The sequence below is a fragment of the Shewanella sp. POL2 genome (assembly GCF_000282755.1).
In the GTDB taxonomy this organism is placed as follows: domain Bacteria; phylum Pseudomonadota; class Gammaproteobacteria; order Enterobacterales; family Shewanellaceae; genus Shewanella; species Shewanella xiamenensis.
Genome location: NZ_AKZL01000022.1, coordinates 42881 through 60180, shown reverse-complemented (window position 1 = coordinate 60180; position 17300 = coordinate 42881). Strand labels below are relative to the sequence as shown.

13 protein-coding genes and 2 pseudogenes are annotated in these 17300 nt (G+C 46.8%); 6 read left to right on the top strand and 9 right to left on the bottom strand.

Annotated elements, in window-relative coordinates:
- Nucleotides 1-361: pseudogene (locus SHEWPOL2_RS08050) on the bottom strand (1-acyl-sn-glycerol-3-phosphate acyltransferase); the annotation flags it as partial.
- A 129-nt stretch (nt 362-490) separates the two neighbouring features.
- Between SHEWPOL2_RS08050 and SHEWPOL2_RS08045 the strand changes: the two are divergent.
- Nucleotides 491-940 (top strand): nuclear transport factor 2 family protein, encoded by a 450-nt coding sequence (locus SHEWPOL2_RS08045; protein WP_037416327.1) that lies wholly within the window; start codon nt 491-493, stop codon nt 938-940.
- Nucleotides 941-944: 4 nt separating this feature from the next.
- Here SHEWPOL2_RS08045 and SHEWPOL2_RS08040 read toward each other — a convergent pair whose 3' ends face one another.
- Together SHEWPOL2_RS08040 and SHEWPOL2_RS08035 are read right to left on the bottom strand one after the other, a co-directional pair.
- Nucleotides 945-1745 carry an NRDE family protein gene (locus SHEWPOL2_RS08040; RefSeq protein ID WP_037416330.1) on the bottom strand — a complete coding sequence of 267 codons (801 nt, stop codon included), beginning with the start codon at nt 1743-1745 and terminating at the stop codon, nt 945-947.
- Between the two features lie 62 nt (nt 1746-1807).
- The gene (locus SHEWPOL2_RS08035) at nt 1808-3448 is read right to left on the bottom strand and encodes a metal transporter (RefSeq protein WP_037427565.1); all 1641 of its coding nucleotides are present in this window, start codon (nt 3446-3448) and stop codon (nt 1808-1810) included.
- Nucleotides 3449-3734: 286 nt separating this feature from the next.
- Here SHEWPOL2_RS08035 and SHEWPOL2_RS08030 point away from each other — a divergent pair, with 286 nt between their 5' ends.
- Nucleotides 3735-4328 (top strand): YhgN family NAAT transporter, encoded by a 594-nt coding sequence (locus tag SHEWPOL2_RS08030; protein ID WP_037416335.1) that lies wholly within the window; start codon nt 3735-3737, stop codon nt 4326-4328.
- Between the two features lie 302 nt (nt 4329-4630).
- A complete protein-coding gene (locus SHEWPOL2_RS08025) occupies nt 4631-7441 on the top strand; it encodes an immune inhibitor A domain-containing protein (protein WP_037427563.1) in 2811 nt (936 codons plus the stop codon).
- Between the two features lie 64 nt (nt 7442-7505).
- Here the strand turns inward: SHEWPOL2_RS08025 and SHEWPOL2_RS08020 are convergent, their stop codons facing one another.
- The gene (locus SHEWPOL2_RS08020) at nt 7506-8075 is read right to left on the bottom strand and encodes a chorismate lyase (protein WP_037427561.1); all 570 of its coding nucleotides are present in this window, start codon (nt 8073-8075) and stop codon (nt 7506-7508) included.
- Nucleotides 8076-8176: 101 nt separating this feature from the next.
- Here SHEWPOL2_RS08020 and SHEWPOL2_RS08015 point away from each other — a divergent pair, with 101 nt between their 5' ends.
- Nucleotides 8177-8587 (top strand): flagellar basal body-associated protein FliL, encoded by a 411-nt coding sequence (locus tag SHEWPOL2_RS08015; protein ID WP_037416344.1) that lies wholly within the window; start codon nt 8177-8179, stop codon nt 8585-8587.
- A 227-nt stretch (nt 8588-8814) separates the two neighbouring features.
- Nucleotides 8815-9768 (top strand): annotated as a pseudogene (gene rlmF, locus SHEWPOL2_RS08010) (23S rRNA (adenine(1618)-N(6))-methyltransferase RlmF); the annotation flags it as partial.
- A gap of 39 nt (nt 9769-9807) precedes the next feature.
- Here the strand turns inward: rlmF and SHEWPOL2_RS08005 are convergent.
- From SHEWPOL2_RS08005 to glp, 4 genes are read right to left on the bottom strand one after another with little or no spacing between them, the layout of a single operon-like run.
- Entirely contained in the window at nt 9808-10095 is a 288-nt protein-coding gene (locus SHEWPOL2_RS08005; RefSeq protein ID WP_037427557.1) for a DUF333 domain-containing protein, read from the bottom strand.
- Nucleotides 10096-10120: 25 nt separating this feature from the next.
- Nucleotides 10121-10783 carry a Bax inhibitor-1 family protein gene (locus tag SHEWPOL2_RS08000; protein ID WP_037427555.1) on the bottom strand — a complete coding sequence of 221 codons (663 nt, stop codon included), beginning with the start codon at nt 10781-10783 and terminating at the stop codon, nt 10121-10123.
- A gap of 55 nt (nt 10784-10838) precedes the next feature.
- Nucleotides 10839-11600 carry a molybdopterin-synthase adenylyltransferase MoeB gene (moeB, locus tag SHEWPOL2_RS07995; protein WP_037427553.1) on the bottom strand — a complete coding sequence of 254 codons (762 nt, stop codon included), beginning with the start codon at nt 11598-11600 and terminating at the stop codon, nt 10839-10841.
- Between the two features lie 9 nt (nt 11601-11609).
- Nucleotides 11610-12863 (bottom strand): gephyrin-like molybdotransferase Glp, encoded by a 1254-nt coding sequence (gene glp, locus SHEWPOL2_RS07990; RefSeq protein WP_037427552.1) that lies wholly within the window; start codon nt 12861-12863, stop codon nt 11610-11612.
- A gap of 328 nt (nt 12864-13191) precedes the next feature.
- On the opposite strand from glp, the gene ftnA reads away from it, so the two are divergent.
- Entirely contained in the window at nt 13192-13728 is a 537-nt protein-coding gene (gene ftnA, locus SHEWPOL2_RS07985) for a non-heme ferritin (RefSeq protein WP_037416358.1), read from the top strand.
- Nucleotides 13729-13803: 75 nt separating this feature from the next.
- Here ftnA and SHEWPOL2_RS07980 read toward each other — a convergent pair whose 3' ends face one another.
- Nucleotides 13804-17037: an EAL domain-containing protein gene (locus tag SHEWPOL2_RS07980; protein ID WP_037427551.1), complete on the bottom strand. Its 3234-nt coding sequence runs from the start codon at nt 17035-17037 to the stop codon at nt 13804-13806.
- Between the last annotated feature and the right edge of the window lie 263 nt (nt 17038-17300).

Sequence of the window (17300 nt, the reverse complement as noted above, 5' to 3'; positions counted from 1 at the left end):
AAGCCGCATTTCCAACGGGTACAGGGCTGCGCGTTCCTTCGGGGGCGAGTGCCAGTTTGTATTCGGACTGGGTGGCAAACAGTTGCACCGCAGAATCCACTAAGTTATTGTTTTTACGTCTATCAACTGGGCTACCACCAATCGGTCGGAAGAACCAACCCCAAGGTGGAATAAATAATTGATGCTTACCAAGGAAGTGGATGCGCGTAGCCAATGCACCGCGGGCGAGTACTCCAATAATAAAGTCCCAGTTACTGGTGTGTGGTGCGACAATGACAATGTATTTGGCTTGATTGGGGAGTTCCCCTTGGATTTGCCAGCCTGAAATTTTGAGTAGCCAGCGGCATAAATGTGTAAACATAGTGTGGTGCCCAGAGTTGAAAAATGAATAATATCATTAGCTTTTTTTAATTATAAATCGACTTAGACAAGATAGTCTGGGCCGAAATACTGATAATACAGTCTAACCTGATTGTGAGGGAGCGGTACTATGTTGCGACAAGGATTGATAAGAAAACCCATTTTGCAGTCTCTCGCGGCGCTTTTGCTGCTATTTGTTGGGCAGGTAAGTGCGGTGCCAACTGATGAGATTACCCAAATGTTAAAAGGTCAGGAAGATGCGTGGAATCGCGGTGATCTTGATGCTTACATGCAGGGTTATTGGCAGAGTGAGCAGCTTAGATTTGTCTCAAACGGTAAGTTTCGTTACGGCTGGGAAGAAACGCTTGCAGCCTATAAGAAAAATTATCCCGATAAAGAGGCACTAGGAGAGCTGAAGTTCACCATCAAAGAAATCAAAATGCTCAGCAACTACGCCGCAATGGTGGTGGGTCGCTGGGATTTAAAGCGGCAAAAGGATAGCCCGACAGGCGTATTTACCTTGCTGGTGGAAAAAATTGATGACCGTTGGGTGATCACTATGGATCACAGCTCTGACTGATATACTAAAAATCGGCTAAGCAGTCGGGCTGTTGCGGTAATTGGGACGGTAGGGTGAAGTGAAAATCCTGTTGTCCCAAACGTCGTCCCTTGCCATCGTATCTCACCTCAGTGAACTGAACTTCCCCTTGGGCATTTTGTAGCAAAATGCTGGTGGAACGAGTGCCATAGTCTGGGTGGCAAATATAAATCGCCGCGAGTCGGCGTTCCCACTCTAGCCCGACGCCAGTGTCGGGTAGCTCGTGATCCTGTGGCCGAGAATCATCCTGCATCAACTGTATAAGTGACTCTAGCTCAAGCGGTCCCGATTGTTGAATAAGAGCCTCGAGCGAGCGCTGGCCTTTAGCCATTTTCGGCCAAATATCATCGAGCGCGCCATTGCTAATCGCGTGGAATCCTGTGGTTAATTTTACTGTTTCCCGTTTAAGACTGTTAAAGCAGTAGAGATGAGTCCCTTGGCCAAACACGAGATTGAAGGGTTGATAATTTTCAGCGTGTTCCACAAGCCAGTTAGGGCAGATCAGCGAGCCCGAACTTAATGCCAGAATGACAAGTTCGCCACGGCTACGCATCGGCTCTTGGGATTTTTGAGCCACCCTGAGGTTAGTAACTCCGGCAATTTGTCCCTGCTTATTCACCCCAAACCAAGTGCCGCCCGCCTGTAAATCTTTGCCCGCGAGCATATTCTGCTCAGGCGGCCAAAACTGTGCAGGTGCAGTAGGCCTGTGGTGAAACTCATCCCGATTCGCACAAATAATCAGTGGATACTGGGGATGAGTATTAAGGGCGACGAAAAGTATGCACATAACAGGCTAAGTTTATCCAAAGATGGGGTTAACTTAGCCTGTCTGTCGGCAAATGAACAGTGTTAGTGCTGGTGCTTATCGCTATGGGGATGGCTGTGGCCGCTAGTCTGACCGTGTGAATGAGAGTGGCCATGCCCGTGCACATGTGATGTTTCGGCTGTTTTAGCATGCGCGTGCGCATGATCATGGCTGTGTTTATGGCCGTGGGCCACAGGTTTTAACATCATTAAGCGGCGCAAGAATTTACGAGGCCCGAGGCGCAGTAAGCTGGCTGCAAATAAGGCTGATAAGATCAGCAGTGCCGTGAGGTTAATGGCTTCTGGTAGAGTGAACAACGAGAACCACATGGGCAACTTAAGGGCAGCAACGAGGGCTATGGCAATAATTGCCAGCAAAATCCCCCGTTGCGACCAACCCATAAGCTTAAGTTGAGCGATATTCAACACCGGAGCGGCAATCAAAGGCAATACGATGGCCAGCGGACTCCAGCCGCTATAGGCTAAGGCGATTGACAATACGGCCGCACCTAAATTGCAGAAGCGCATCGGTAAAAATACCAGCAATAGCACGGTAATCTGTAATATAGGGTTACTTAACGGTACCGAAGGGTGACCAATCAAGTTAACTAATACCAAGCTGAGGAGCACCCAAGGTGCGCTGCGATCAACCAAATGGGCGAAACCAAAACGCAGGGTTTGGCTTGGTAATTTAGTATGGGGATCGGTAATATCGACCCGCGCATAGGCTAAATAGGCACTCATGATCAAGACGACTAAGAGTTGAAACAGCGCTAACCAAGGGCCAAGCAATAGCGCCGTCAGTACTAGGGCTTCTGGGCCTGCTAAACGTTGGAACCAACGACGGGCGAGGCTATTGTCCTGTGGTGTTAAACCAAGCTGGAATCTTAGTGCTGCTACGGCGTAACTGAGTAATAGCACTGGCGCTATGGTCATTAGCCATGTTGTTAGCTGCTCTGTACTGTGGTCGTGATGGGCATGTTCGTGGCCGCCAGAATCCATCAATAACAGCATCATTAATAAACCAATACCGAGCAAACTGCCGATACCCGCCTGATATTCATACTGGCCTTGTTTATCTGTTTCCTGTTGACCATGTGGCTGATGTAACACCACATGCAGAATCGAGCCTGTCACAAAAGCTTGTAAATAAACGGTTTTATCTATGCTCATGTGTGATAAAAGCTGTTCGCTAGCAAAATAGCCAATACTCGTGAATAGCATAATGGCGGCAAAAATAACCAGCGTCCAACGAGCTCCAAGATGAGGTTTTAGTATCCACCAAATAGCAAAACCGACAGGGAGACGATGGAGTATAACGCCCAAGGCTAACAAAATAGAGTTGCCCTCATTTTGGGCTAATACCATAGCGCTCCCATCTGTGATGGTGTGCAGCAATAAGCCACTAATGCCAAGAAAAAGGGCAAAATTATGCGTAATTTCTGAGTAGCGGTGGAATAAGCGTTCACTGGCTGTGGGTCCCCACAGGCCGAGTACTACAAAGACGATGGCCAGCAGGCCGCCATGCTCGAGAAGTTCAGGCAGAATATGGATCAGCACTAATCCGCCTAAGGAGACGAAAATAAAGCCATCAAGTCCCTTCTGCAATCCGCTGCCTGATGCAAAGTAGCGGTAAAACAGTGGCCCGATTAAGAGTGCGAGACAACTAGCAAGAAGATAGAGCATGTATTCCACGAAAATTGGCTGAAAAAACGCTGTAGTATACCAGTTGTAATTTAAATGAGCAGTGACTTACAGGCAATTTACTCAAGCGAGATGTTGTGCTGTGGCTTGTAGTAAAAATGAATCAACGACTCAATGGCTTATGGATGATAGGTAAAAAGCCGCTAGAGGATCATGAAACGGCACTCATAATCCATCTTAAGGAATTTTCTAGATAATTTTTCACATCTGTAACGCGAAAAAGTTATACAATATGTGCTCATGTTGGCTTAGACGTTGATAAAGTTAAATGGATATATTTTCTGCTGCGGTAATGTTGTTTCTCATCATGGACCCCCTCGGTAATTTACCGATATTCGCGTCGATTTTACGGCATATTGATCCTAAAAAACGTCGTAGGGTTTTGATTCGTGAACTCATTTTTGCATTAGTGATCATGTTGGCCTTCTTGTATGCCGGCGAAGCCATCTTAAGTTTCTTAAATCTGCGATCTGAATCGGTCAGTATTGCCGGTGGGATTATTTTGTTTCTGATCGCGATTCGGATGATTTTCCCCCAGCCGGGTGGTGTGGTTGGCCTTGCAGCAGGGGAGGAGCCATTTATCGTGCCGATGGCGATACCATTAATGGCGGGACCATCTATTCTTGCCGCGCTCATTTTACTAGCGCATACCGATAGCTCACGTATGGGGGATTGGACTATTGCTCTCGTATCAGCTTGGGGCGCGAGTGCGGTTATCTTAATGTTTTATAAGCTCTTTACCCGTATGTTGGGTGAAAAAGGGTTAACGGCTGTTGAACGTTTGATGGGGATGGTGCTGGTAATGATATCGGTACAAATGTTCCTCGATGGAGTATCAAACTATATGAAAACTGCTGGGTAAGCGTATTGCATCAAGTTATCAAAAACCGCATTACATCGTTAATGCGGTTTTTTTATGGCAAAAAATCGCTGTTGAGGATGCTTGCTGAACCAACGCTGACAAAAGTATAAAAACCATCACCTTCCAATCTGTATCAAGTTGTTACACTCTTGGTGTCCTGATATGTTTTCACATCCCATTGAAGTTGGCTTTCCGATGAGGGAAGACAACCAATAAACAAACTTGCCATAGAGCAAATAGGCACTAGCCTTAAAAAATAGCTTGGCTATAACAGCGCAGATTGTGACGGAAGGAAGACGGTAATGCGAAGTACAAAGAGTATCACAGCGTTTGGATTGATGTTGGCCTTGCTGAGTGGCGCGAGTATTGCTGCGCCCAATCACACGCCAGCGGATGCAGGAGTCATTAATAAAGAGCGGATCCTCTATTGGCTGATTAAGCGGGGTGAAGTCTCAGAGGATGCCAGCGATAGCGTTAAGCAAGCGGCCGTTGAAGCCTTTATTGCTCGCGCAAGTTTCGCACAGCCTAAAGAGCCTAGAATGGTGATTGAGGCTGAGCATGAACGCCTGCAAAAAGCCAAAACATCAGCGGTGATGCGTGCACCCGCACAGCGTGTTTTAGCGGATGCAGATGTGACTAAAACGGTTAAGGTATTAACCGTGCTGATTGATTTTCCAGATTTAAAATATAATAACAATGGCTTAACAGCGAGTGATACCGACATGTATTACTCGAGTTATCCTGCTTCTCACTACAAGAATTTACTCTTCTCTACGGCTGGTTTTAGTGGCCCGCAGGGGCAAACTTTAGATTCGGCCTATCAGTATTACCAAGCCGTTTCGGGCAAAACCTTCTTCTTTAGTGGTGACGTTAAAGGTTGGTATACCGCTAGCCAAAATGCTGATTACTATGGCGCTAATGATGCTGACACTGGCAACGATGTTAATGTGACTGAACTGGTTAAAGAAGCAGTATCGCTAGCCGTAGCGAATATGTCAGCTGCAGAGCTTGCAACCTATGATATTGAAGACCCATATGATTTAAATGATAACGGTAACTTAAATGAAGCCGATGGCATTATTGATCATGTGATGATTTTCCACTCCAGCATTGGGGAAGAAACTGGTGGTGGTAAGTTAGGAGCAAACGCTATTTGGTCGCACCGTTATTACGTGGATCAAGGTACTCAAGGTTACACTTTACCGGGCTCGAGCAAAAAACTCTTTGGTTACACTATCCAACCGATCGATGCCGCGACTGGGGTCTGTACCCATGAATTTGGTCATGATCTTGGGCTGCCCGATGAGTACGACACTACAGACAACGCTAACAAAGATGGTTCACCTGTTGGTTATTGGTCCTTAATGTCGGGAGGCAGTTGGACAGGGGCTATTCCTGGTGCGCAGCCGAGTGGTTTTAGCCCCTACGCACGTTCGTATTTACAGACAAAATATAAAGGTAAGTGGCTTAACGAGCGTGAGATTACTTTAGACAGTATTCCTAAATCGGGTATGGAAATTACGCTTAATCAGGCGATAAACCAAGATGCCGTGAATCAAATATCGATACCGCTTCCTGCGGCACAAATTGTCTTTAAAGCACCTTATCAAGGGAGTTACCAGTACTACTCTGGTCAAGGTAACATGCTGACAAACAGTATGAGCTTTACCACAACCTTGCCTAGCACCAGCGAAAAACTCACACTCTCTTTGCAGGCGAGTTGGGCAATTGAGACTGACTATGACTATATGCAAGTTAAGGTTAATGGTACGGCGATTGCGGGTAATTACACTAAGTCGATCAACGCAATTAACAATGCCCGACATATTATCACTGGTAAGTCATCAGACATCTCTACCGCAGTGGGCAGCGATGCTTGGGTTGCCTTGGAATATGATTTGTCAGCCTATGCAGGTAAGAGTGTCACCATTGAATTTACCTATGTGACCGATGAGGCGGCAATTGAGTCGGGGATTACTATCGACAATATCAGCATTAAACAGGGCGTAACTGAGCGGTATGCCGATAATGCTGAGGTGGCTGGTAAAGCGGCTCTTGTGGGTTACAGCCGCATTACCAGTACTCGCCCTGGCGCCGCATCCCGTTACCTTATTCAATTACGTAGCCATAATGGTGTCGATGCGGGCTTAAAGAGTAAAGGGTTTGATCCTGGTGTACTGCTATGGCTAGAGAATGCCAGTTACAGCGATAACAATGTATCGGATCATCCCGGCCGTAGCTTGATAGGTGTGATTGATGCTGACCAGAATATGATTGGCACTCTTTCTACCGATGAACAAATCCGTGATGCGGCTTTTAGCATGGTAAAACAAACAGCTTACTCTGGGGACAATAACCTCGATGCGGTCAGTCTTTTTGATGATAGTTTGGATTACAGCGCACCACTACAACCTCAGTCTGGCATGCAACTGCAACAACTTGGGTTGACGATGCAAGTGGTCTCTCAGGCCAGCGATAACCGCACCGCGGTAATTCGTTTAGCCAATGCGAATGCCGATCCAGCGTTAGCTCCGTTAACTGCGGCAATAAATCTGAGCCAAAATGCCTTAACCGCCACCGTGGCCGCAGTGGTTGATGGTGGCGAGGGTGCTTACACCTATGCTTGGGATTTTGGCGTTGCCGGAGCGACGAGTAATTCATCATCGGCGAGTTATACCTACGCGAGCGCTGGAACTTATACGCTGACCTTAACGGTAACCGATGCAAAAGGCGCAATTGCCACCGCGACGAAAACGGTGGTGATGAGCTTGCCCTTAACTGCTGGCTTTAGCGTCATTGCCAACCAGCTAACGGTGAAGTTTAGCAATACCTCGGCAGGTGGCGTTGGTAGCCTAAGTTATACATGGAACTTTGGCGATGGCACCTCAAGCACTTCGGCATCGCCTTCCCACACTTATGCTCAGACGGGTACTTACACAGTGACACTGACGGTGAAAGATACACAAAATGCCACTGCCAGCAGCAGTTCAAGTGTTACCGTATCTGAGCCAACGACGCCAGGCGAAACCCCAAGTAGTGGCGGTGGTGGCAGTCTAGGTTGGCTAAGCCTGATGTTGCTCGGTGGTTTTGCATGGTGCCGCCAGCGCCAATAAGAAGGGATTGTTCTAACGAAAAATGCCTCTGATATAGAGGCATTTTTGTTTTAGCTTAAGAGTGCTAGGGTTGTAGCCTCGCCATCGCTTGTACAGCGGCCGGAAGGAACATTTCACTGACAAACATTTCCTCTTCGTCATGGTGAAAATATCGGCGTCGACCCCAAAGTTCATGCTCGACGTTTTGCGCTAAACTTTGGGCGAGCAGGGCAAGGCGGCTATCGGTGTCAAATTGGGCGATTTCAATGCGACCAGGAATGAAGCTATCTTGGCTAAATAATAATTCGCCGAGTGGGCGTGTACCTAGGCCTAAAAAATCGGCTTGGCGTGTCGATAACAAAGACTGAGGGATCAAGGTTCTGGCAAATACCCAAGGTACAGAATCGAGGCAGAGTAACACTTCGCGCACCCAAACGGTGTTTTGCTTAGGATATTCCCCTTCGAGCGGGGCACATTGGCCTTCACCAAGGATTTTTACTTCAAACTTATCGCAGCAGGTTTTGAGTTTTTGCGTCAGGCTTCCTGGCGCCAGTAACCATTCCTTAAGGGGAGAAGCGGGAAGATTTTTGGCATTATCGGCACAAAACCATTGAATAGATTCGCCATAGGGAAAGCTTAAGCTGGTCACATTCATTAAATACTCGTTACAATATAAGCAAACGTCGGCAGTCTACCAGATAGATTGGGAAGTTTCTTCCATTGACCATTATTGTTTTTAGGGAGCTGTAAACCGCGATGAAAAAATTATTATCAGCCTGCCTGATTTTGCTTAGTGCTGTGTTTAGCGCATATGCAGCCGACGAGAAAGCTCCACCCCCTACTGGGGATTTCGCCTATTACGGGTTTGAGCCCGAAATTGTGACTAACTATATTTCAAACCGCAAAAAGCTCGGGTTTGTAAAGATCAGTGTTGAGCTGATGGTAAAGAGTCCCGATGATTTAGTGATCGTTGAGCGCCATGATCCACTGTTGCGTGCCGCCATTATTGAGGTGCTGGGTAACCAAGCCGAAGAAAAAATTAAGTCTCTTACTGGCCGTGAAGAAATCCGCCGTGAATGCTTTGATATGGTCAATAATCTGCTGACCAAGGAAGCGGGTAAACCAATAGTAGTCAATCTACTGTTTACCTCTTATCTTTACGATTAATCCAGCCAATAGGCTAAGGGCCGATCTTTGGATTGGCCCGCTCTTGTTGAACCATCATTATGTCAAAGCCCATCGTTAAAATTGCCGCTAAGCCTGCGATGTCACCCACAGGAAAACGCAGCAAACCAAGCACGCCTAAGCCACCTGTGGCAAAATCAGCAAAATCAGCAAAATCAGCAAAACCAAATATTGCCCCCGCTAAAGCGATGAGCAAGCCAAAACAGGGCGTTGAGAGAAAGACCTTACACCCGCGTAATTTGCATGCTCACGGCTATGACTTTTCGGCGTTGATGACGAGTTACCCTAAGCTAAAAACCTTTGTTCGGCCAACGCCATACGGCGCCTTATCTATCGATTTTGCCGATCCCTTGGCGGTGAAAACCCTCAATGCGGCCCTTTTGAAACATCATTATGGGCTGGCGTTTTGGGATATTCCTAAGGGCGCGCTGTGCCCACCAATCCCCGGACGAGTTGATTATCTGCACTACTTGGCTGATCTGTTGTTCGAAGGCGCCCCCGTCCAGCGTGCTGGACAAGTTAGCGTTTTAGATATCGGCACTGGGGCGAATGGCGTTTATGCCATCCTAGGGCATCAAGTGTATGGCTGGCAGTTTGTCGCCTCGGATATCAATGCCGAGTCGCTAGCCAATGTGCAGCGGATTATCGACAATAACCCGAGTTTGCAGGGGCACTTATCCTTAAGGCAGCAGCAGGATGAAAAGTCGGTCTTTAAGGGGATCATTCAGGCATCTGACCGCTTCGAGTTAACTCTGTGCAATCCTCCCTTTCATGGCTCGTTAAAAGAAGCTAGCGAAGGCTCGCTGCGCAAGGTGCGTAATCTGCAACTTAATCGCGGTGAACAGCCTAAAGCGACCAGCGCGACCTTAAACTTTGGTGGTCAAGCGGCGGAGTTATGGTGCCAAGGCGGAGAGAGGCAATTTTTAGCCACAATGATCCGCGAGAGCCAAGCGTTTGCCGAGCAGTGTCTGTGGTTTACCAGTTTAGTGTCAAAGCAGGAAAATCTTAAACCTTGCTATCAAGCATTGGCAAAGTTGGGTGTTGATACCGTTAAAACCATTGAGATGCAGCAGGGTAATAAGGTGACTCGGGTGCTCGCATGGAGTTTCCATTCGCAGGCTAAACGTTTGCAGTGGCGAAATCAGATCGTCAGCGGGACATAAAACAACAGGCGCCGAGTGCGCCTGCTTTTTTACTCAGCCTCAATTACTGGGCTTTTCCTGTGGATGGTCGCGGCGAAATAGCGCCCACTCTTCAATCTGTTCACCGTTTGGCAAGGTACACATACCGTGTTCCCCCTCTGCGGTTCTTTGGATTTCCGATATGCCACCGAGGGAGGCGCAATACTTTGATGCCGGGTTGGCGATTTGTGCTTTCGCTTCCGTTTTTGTTTCAGCCTGAGCGTTTGTTGCTGGCTCGGTTTTCTCGCCGCAGCCGATTAAGCTGGTGCCGATGATGAGGCCGATTAACAGTGGTGAGGTTAGTTTCATGCTGTTTTCCTTGTCATTGAGTGACTTATTTTCGTCCTAAAATCCGCAAAATACGCAGAAATAGATTGATGATATCCATATACAAAGCGGCGGCGCTATCGACGGCGTTATCGACGGTTTTCGGGATTTGGTTCGCGCGGCCCCAATCGTAGCCAATATAGCCACAAAAGATCAGCACAACTATCCAATCTAAAATGCCGTGATGGGTATTAAAGATAAATATTTCAATTAGTTCGACCACTATCACCAATAGTAATGCGATGGTGAGTACCCCAGATATTTTTTGGAAAAAAGCTGGAAACAGGGTGCCCAAACACATCATGGCAATCGTGACTAGGCCAGTTATTCTAATCGCTTCGGTAACTAATACGGGATCGTACTGACTGACAACCATATTAATAATCAGGCCAAAGGGCACGACTACAAAGTTATAGCCAATAAAGCTGACGAGGGGATTAGTTGAAGATTGGAACAGATAAATCCCCAAGAAGCAGGAGGCAAAGTAACCGATAAAGAACACCCACGGATTCACGCTGGCAATCGCCTCGGGGTCGATATAACTGACCATCATATAGTTCACGGCAAAACCCCAGACGAGGGTTAAGCCAATCACTAAGTTATAGACACCCGCGCCTATAATGGGGTCATCGGTTGTGCGGCGGTCAAATACGCTATTTTCAGTATCCATTTGATTTGTCATTCCTTAATTGTAAAAAGCGTGCTGAATATTAAAGGTTAATGTGCTACTCACCACATATCTTGCAGTGAGGGTGCTTGGGTAATTTCATCTCGCGAAATTCCATGGTCATGGCATCGATCATCAGCATTCGTCCTGCCAGTGTTTTGCCCATACCCGTGATGACTTTGATTGCTTCAACCGCCTGCAAGCAGCCGACCGTACCGACGACGGGCGCAAGAATACCGGATTCGACACAGCTGAGTTGCTGCTCGCCAAAAAGTGAACTAAAGCAATGATAACAAGGCGTTTGCGCTTGATAGTCAAATACGGTGACCATGCCTTCCATGCGGATGGCGGCGGCAGAAATCAGTGGGATCTTGTGCTTAAAACAGCTTTTATTTAATTGTTCACGTACGCTGACATTATCAGTGCAATCGACCACGATACTGTGGTTGGCGACTAAGGCATCGATCTCATGGTCATCCAATACCGCATTGATGGTATTGATTTTAACGTGAGGATTGAGCTGATTAAGGCGCTGCTTGGCCGACTCGACTTTAGGTTGGCCAATAGTGGCATCCTGATGCAGCACTTGGCGCTGTAGGTTAGAGAGCTCAACCGTATCGAAATCGACTAAGGTCATCTCGCCAATACCCGCAACGGTCAAATATTGCCCCGCCGCGCAGCCTAAACCGCCGGCGCCAATCATCAACACTTTGGCGAGTTTTAAGCGTTCTTGGCCATCGATATCCATCGCCTTGATCGAGATTTGGCGGCTGTAGCGGGTGAGTTCGCTATCGCTAAGGATGTCTACTTGTTGATTCATAAAAAGACCTTAGCAAAGCACGCTGTTAAAGGGTTCAACCGTGACTTTTGTGCCCGCTGGCGAGTCACCTTGGAACTGTTCTAACAACACAAAGCAGTTAGCCAGACTCATCGAGGTCAACATACCCGACCCTTGACTGCCTGTAATGGCGACTTCCAGCTCGCCCTGTGCATTGCGGGATAAAATACCGCGCTGATACTCAACGCGGCCGGGCTGTTTACGCACTGGTGTCGTCAGGGTAGCCGATAACATCAGTGGCGCTTTTGGGGTTAAGCCCTGCATCTTGTTTAGAATTGGCCACACCAGCTTATAGAATGTCACCATAGAGGACACAGGATTACCCGGTAAACCACAGAATACTGCTTTGCCTATGCGTCCCATGGCGAAGGGTTTACCTGGTTTGATGGCGAGTTTCCAGAAGGTGATTTTGCCTTCTTCATCAAGGATCTGCTTAGTAAAATCTGCCTCACCGACGGATACGCCGCCCGAGGTTAATACCATATCCGCTTGGCTCGCAGCATGGCGAAATGCATGACGAATCGCCTCTGGATCGTCAGCGACAACCCCTAAATCCAGCCATTCCACATTGGCACGGCTGAGTAACCCTTGGATTGAATAGCGATTGGAGTCGTAAATTTGCCCTGGCGCTAAGTCGCTGCCCACGGGGCGCAGCTCATCCCCTGTGGAGAAAAACGCGACCTTGAGTTGGCGGTAAACCCGCACCTGACTCACGCCAATGGTGGCTAATACGCCGAGTTCGGCGGCTTTAATTTCGATGCCCGCTTTAAGCACTTTAGAGCCTTGCAACAGCTCTTCACCGCGGCAACGCACATTGGCGCCCTTAGCCTTAGGGTGATTGATTTGGATTTGATTGCCCTGTGCTTGGGTCTCTTCCTGCATTTGCACTGTGTCATAACCCGCAGGCACTGGCGCGCCCGTCATAATGCGCACGCAGGAGTTGGGGATAATTTCACCCTCAAAGCCATGGCCTGCGAAGGAACTACCAATCAGGGTTAATGTGGTGTGCTCGGTTTGACTGTTTAAATCGGCAAAGCGAAAAGCGTAGCCATCCATTGATGAGTTATCAAAGGGGGGTAAATCGATACACGAGGCCAAGTCCTCTGCTAACACACGGCCAAGCGCGTGGGGAAGTGTAACGACTTCGGTGTCTGACACTGGGCTAACCTGCTCAAGCAGAAGGGGAATGGCTTGATCTGGATGCATTAAGCTAGGTTGCGAACAAGGATCGGCTTTCACGGACATCGGGTCTTCCTTATGGGCAAAGGGTTGGAGCAAATATGGGAGCTATTATGCCACGCTGCGCTTGCTTGGCTATGATCTGCATAGGAGTTTATGTGATTTGTTAGGTAGTTTTCCTTAAGTGTTGCCTAAGGTTTACTCTTTTTATACTTGAGTTTGCAGTAACGTTCGTGCGGTACTAAACGCGATTCTATGAACAAATGAAAATCATTTTTATCAATGAATCATTAACTTAGCTAAGTCAACAAAGGTAAATTTTGTTGCTTTTGCTGCCGCCCTTCATGACAATGTGAGCCGATGATTTAAGTGCGAATGCCCAAGAGGATTAACTATGCTGTCTGCAACCATGATCGAAAAGTTGAATGAACAAATTAATATGGAGTTTTTCTCCTCTAATTTATACCTGCAAATGAGTGCATGGTGTGAAGATCAAGGCTTTGAAGGCGCAGCAAAATTTATGCGCGAACATGCAGATGAAGAAATGGGCCATATGCGCCGTTTGTTCACCTATGTGAGTGAAACCGGTGGTTTACCTCTATTGGGCGCCATTGCAGCACCTCAGTCACAGTTCGATTCTCTGCTGGCGTTATTCGAGCTGACCTATGAGCATGAACAGTTAATTACTCGTCAGATTAACGCGTTAGCCCACACTGCATTTTCGAATCAAGATTATTCAACCTTCAATTTTCTGCAATGGTATGTGGCTGAACAGCATGAAGAAGAAAAGCTGTTTAAGTCGATTGTCGATAAGATCCGTTTAGTGGGTGAAGATGGCAAAGCGCTGTTCTTTATTGATAAAGATCTTGCCAAATTAGCCTCAAAGGGCGGCGAAAGTATTATGAATGCTCAAAGCCAACCGCAGGCTTAAGCGCAACATCTTTGCCCATAAAAAAGCAGCCTAGGCTGTTTTTTATGGGCAAAAATCAGGGTTTGGGTCAATCTATTAAGCATTTACGCACTTTTCGCGCGGTTCTTGCTGCTGTAATAATGCCGGTAGTGTTTGGCTTAGCAGCGGCGTAATGGCTGCAAATGGCAGGGGCTTAGAGATCAAATAGCCTTGGGCGTAGTGACAACCTAAATCACGCAGTAGATTCCATTGGGCTTCGGTTTCAATCCCTTCGGCCACGAGTTCCATTTCAAGGCTTTGTCCCATCATCACGATGGCTTTCACTAAATTAGTATTTGAGCTATTGCTCAGAGCATTTTCCACAAAGCTGCGATCGATTTTTATCACAGAGATAGGGAATTTCTTCAAATAACTCAAGGATGAATAGCCAGTACCAAAATCGTCGATATAAATCTGCGAGCCTAAATGACGAATGGATTCTAGGGTGGTTAAGCAATGGCTAGCATCGCCCATCAGCATGCTTTCGGTGATCTCAATATGCACGTTTCTTGGGTTGATATGGTGGCGGTTAAAGCATTCTTGCAGCACTTGATCAAATCCTAAACCTCGAGCATTCACACATTGGCGGCTTGAAACATTGATAGCCACGTTAAGGTGTAAGCCAAGTTGTTGCCATTGTCTGAGGTCGTGCATCGCTTGGTTGAGCACCCATTCCCCCATAGGTTCGATAAGTCCTGTTTCTTCAGCGATGCCAATAAACTGGTCAGGAGGGATTAAGCCTAAATCAGGGTCTTGCCAGCGGATCAGCGCTTCAACACTGCATACTTTACCCGTTTTCATCTCCACAATCGGTTGATAGTGCAGCGTAAACTCATTCTGTGCCACGGCACGGCGTAGCCGCTGTTCAAGCTCCATACGGGCAAACATGGCTTGGTTCATTCCTGAGGTGAAGTATTTGAAGTTATTGCGGCCGGCGTCTTTTGCCTGATACATGGCCATTTCGGTGTTGCGGGTCAGCGAGCTGACATCTAGCCCATCTTCTGGGTAAACCCCAATCCCAAAGCTGGCAGAAATTTGAATTTCCCGTTCATTCAAGCTAAAAGGCGTCGACAGGGTTTCGATGATATGGCTTGCCATATGCTCGATCGCAAATTCATTGGTGACACGGGGAAGGATAAGCACAAATTCGTCCCCGCCGATGCGGGCGACAAAGTCGGTTTTACCAGCAATATTTTCCAGTCGCTTGGCCACATCTTGTAATAATAAGTCGCCTGTGGCGTGGCCTTGTACGTCATTAATATATTTAAATTGGTCTAAATCAATTAGCAGAATCGCCAGTTTACGGGAGTCATGTTGGGCGAGCTGGATTTCATGCTGCAGCCGCTCATTAAAGAGTTTGCGATTCGGTAGTCCGGTGAGCGTATCGAAATGTGCCTGATACCACAGATCCTGTTCATATTGCTTACGTTTACTGATATCCATAAACAAACCAATATGTTGGATTATTTCACCCCGTTCATTACGCACCACTGTAATCGCAAGATACTCGGGATACACTTGGCCATCTTTGCGCTTATTCCAGATTTCGCCTTCCCATTTGCCGTTTTTTTCTAATGCTTCCCACATGGTGGTGTAGAAATGGCTGGTATGGCGTTTTGAGCTTAAAATTGAAGGGCTTCGGCCTTTCACCTCTTCTAAGCTATAGCCTGTGATCTGGCTAAAGGCGGGGTTAACTAATTCGATATGGTTATCGGCATCCGTCACCATAATGCCTTCGGCCGAATAGTTAAAGACCGCCGCGGCCCGATTAAGCGCTTGATTCGCTTTCTGGCGCTCGCTCAGCATACGGTTCATCGCCCGAGACATCCGCGCAAGTTCATCTGAGCCTGACACATCAATATGAATATTCAACTCAGGGTCGGCGGCCATTCGCTGCATATCATTAGCAATTTGGGTGATTTTATCCATAAAGCTACGAATAATTTTCCGCCCTAGCCACAGGGTGATGGTGGCGGTAAATAAGGCGGAGAGCAGATAAATACCTAATAAGGTTAGCGCATGCTGTTGTTGTTCATTACTCTGGCGAGCCATGGTACGCGTGATTTCATTACTGAGCGCGTTCAGCTTATTGATTCTATCTGTGGTTAATGTCCACCAGTGTTTGCTGCTCACTGGGTGGGGAGGCATTAATAATTTATCAATGGCGCTAGTGAGATCGGTATTGTTGATGTGAGCAAGGGCGGTGATTTCAGCGAGCGATAGTTTTTGATCTTTTAATTGTAAGATCTTGGACATGCAGAATTGATACTGGTTGATACTCTCTTCGATAATCTGTACCGCAGGCGCAAGTGAAGGCAGGTTGATTGTTTCGCGGTTGAGTTCTGCGATTTTTTGCTGAATCGTGGCTAAGGATTGATTGAACTTCTCAAGCGATATCAGGCTACCCGTTAATAAGTAATCTTGAAAACTATCGATTAACCCATCGTAACCCAGATGGGCGTTGATGCTTTGTACTAACGTGCTGATATGGATCTGTTGCTCAATTTGTTGACTGATTTTAAGTATTCGCAAGCTTTCCGGTGAGGCTTGTATCTGGCGGATGAGGGAATGTCTGTCAGATATTGAGGCATTGCTGGCATGGGAGATGGCTTGGCCATATTCATACATAATGGTATTGATGGCTTTGTAGTCATTAATGCTGAGGCTTTCTGACAACAACATACGATTGATGGCGCTGCGTTCTTTCACTGCCAACTCTTGCACCATCAGTAGATTCAGTAAATCTGCGTAGGCTCTTGATTGATTAATATCATTGGTGAGTAATTGCAGTTGTTGGATTAACTGCATTAATTCAGAATTAAATTGTTGATATAAATCGATAAATGCAGATGGGTGTTGATCGAGCGCTTCTTGGCGGCTCGATGCCAATTTATGACTTAGCAGCGTTAAACTCGTCAGTTTTTCCTGTAACTGGGTCGATGCTAGTTGGCCACTTAACGCAGTATTCAACGCAAGCAAAGCCGGACTTTTAAGCAGTGCTTCTAGTGCATCAGAGGTCAGTTGTTGCTGTTGCAATAGACGAGTTTCATCTTGAGGCGTAGTGGCTGGGAGTAATTGGGTACTTAATCCATATTCGTTATGAAGTTGATAGAGTAATTCATTGATTTTTGAAGTAGTTTGTATTGCCAAATGGTTTTGAGTGGCAAAGCGATACTCTTTCACAAGTACATACATTCGCGACAGCACAAAAATACTCATCATCAGCAAAGGTAGCAGCGAAAACAGAATCAGTTTCTGTTTCAAGCTGAGATGCTGTAGCGTGGATGGCATACAAACTTACTCCTCAATTGGCCAGATTTGAGACATAAAAAATCAAGGAATTTCCTTGATGGGGTGAAAGCGGAAGGTCAGGCACTGGGTGCGAATATTTAACATACAAGTCTGTCGCTCGCGACCCTTGGTTTATGGATATCTAATCTAGCTCACGAAATTCAGCTATTTATTATATACACCTAAGATTATATTTTTATTGATGAAATTTTCTCCTAGCAGATAAATTGTTTTGCTGTCTGTGATATCTAGCGTGATTTGAT

Excerpts from the sequence above, each read along its gene's own strand:
- SHEWPOL2_RS07980 (WP_037427551.1), bottom strand. The coding sequence starts at position 17,037 with ATGCCATCCACGCTACAGCATCTCAGCTTGAAACAGAAACTGATTCTG.
- SHEWPOL2_RS08000 (WP_037427555.1), bottom strand. The coding sequence starts at position 10,783 with ATGGATACTGAAAATAGCGTATTTGACCGCCGCACAACCGATGACCCC.
- SHEWPOL2_RS08045 (WP_037416327.1), top strand. The coding sequence starts at position 491 with ATGTTGCGACAAGGATTGATAAGAAAACCCATTTTGCAGTCTCTCGCG.
- SHEWPOL2_RS08015 (WP_037416344.1), top strand. The coding sequence starts at position 8,177 with ATGAAAAAATTATTATCAGCCTGCCTGATTTTGCTTAGTGCTGTGTTT.
- moeB (WP_037427553.1), bottom strand. The coding sequence starts at position 11,600 with ATGAATCAACAAGTAGACATCCTTAGCGATAGCGAACTCACCCGCTAC.
- SHEWPOL2_RS08030 (WP_037416335.1), top strand. The coding sequence starts at position 3,735 with ATGGATATATTTTCTGCTGCGGTAATGTTGTTTCTCATCATGGACCCC.
- SHEWPOL2_RS08005 (WP_037427557.1), bottom strand. The coding sequence starts at position 10,095 with ATGAAACTAACCTCACCACTGTTAATCGGCCTCATCATCGGCACCAGC.
- SHEWPOL2_RS08035 (WP_037427565.1), bottom strand. The coding sequence starts at position 3,448 with ATGCTCTATCTTCTTGCTAGTTGTCTCGCACTCTTAATCGGGCCACTG.
- SHEWPOL2_RS08025 (WP_037427563.1), top strand. The coding sequence starts at position 4,631 with ATGCGAAGTACAAAGAGTATCACAGCGTTTGGATTGATGTTGGCCTTG.
- glp (WP_037427552.1), bottom strand. The coding sequence starts at position 12,863 with ATGTCCGTGAAAGCCGATCCTTGTTCGCAACCTAGCTTAATGCATCCA.
- SHEWPOL2_RS08040 (WP_037416330.1), bottom strand. The coding sequence starts at position 1,745 with ATGTGCATACTTTTCGTCGCCCTTAATACTCATCCCCAGTATCCACTG.
- ftnA (WP_037416358.1), top strand. The coding sequence starts at position 13,192 with ATGCTGTCTGCAACCATGATCGAAAAGTTGAATGAACAAATTAATATG.
- SHEWPOL2_RS08020 (WP_037427561.1), bottom strand. The coding sequence starts at position 8,075 with ATGAATGTGACCAGCTTAAGCTTTCCCTATGGCGAATCTATTCAATGG.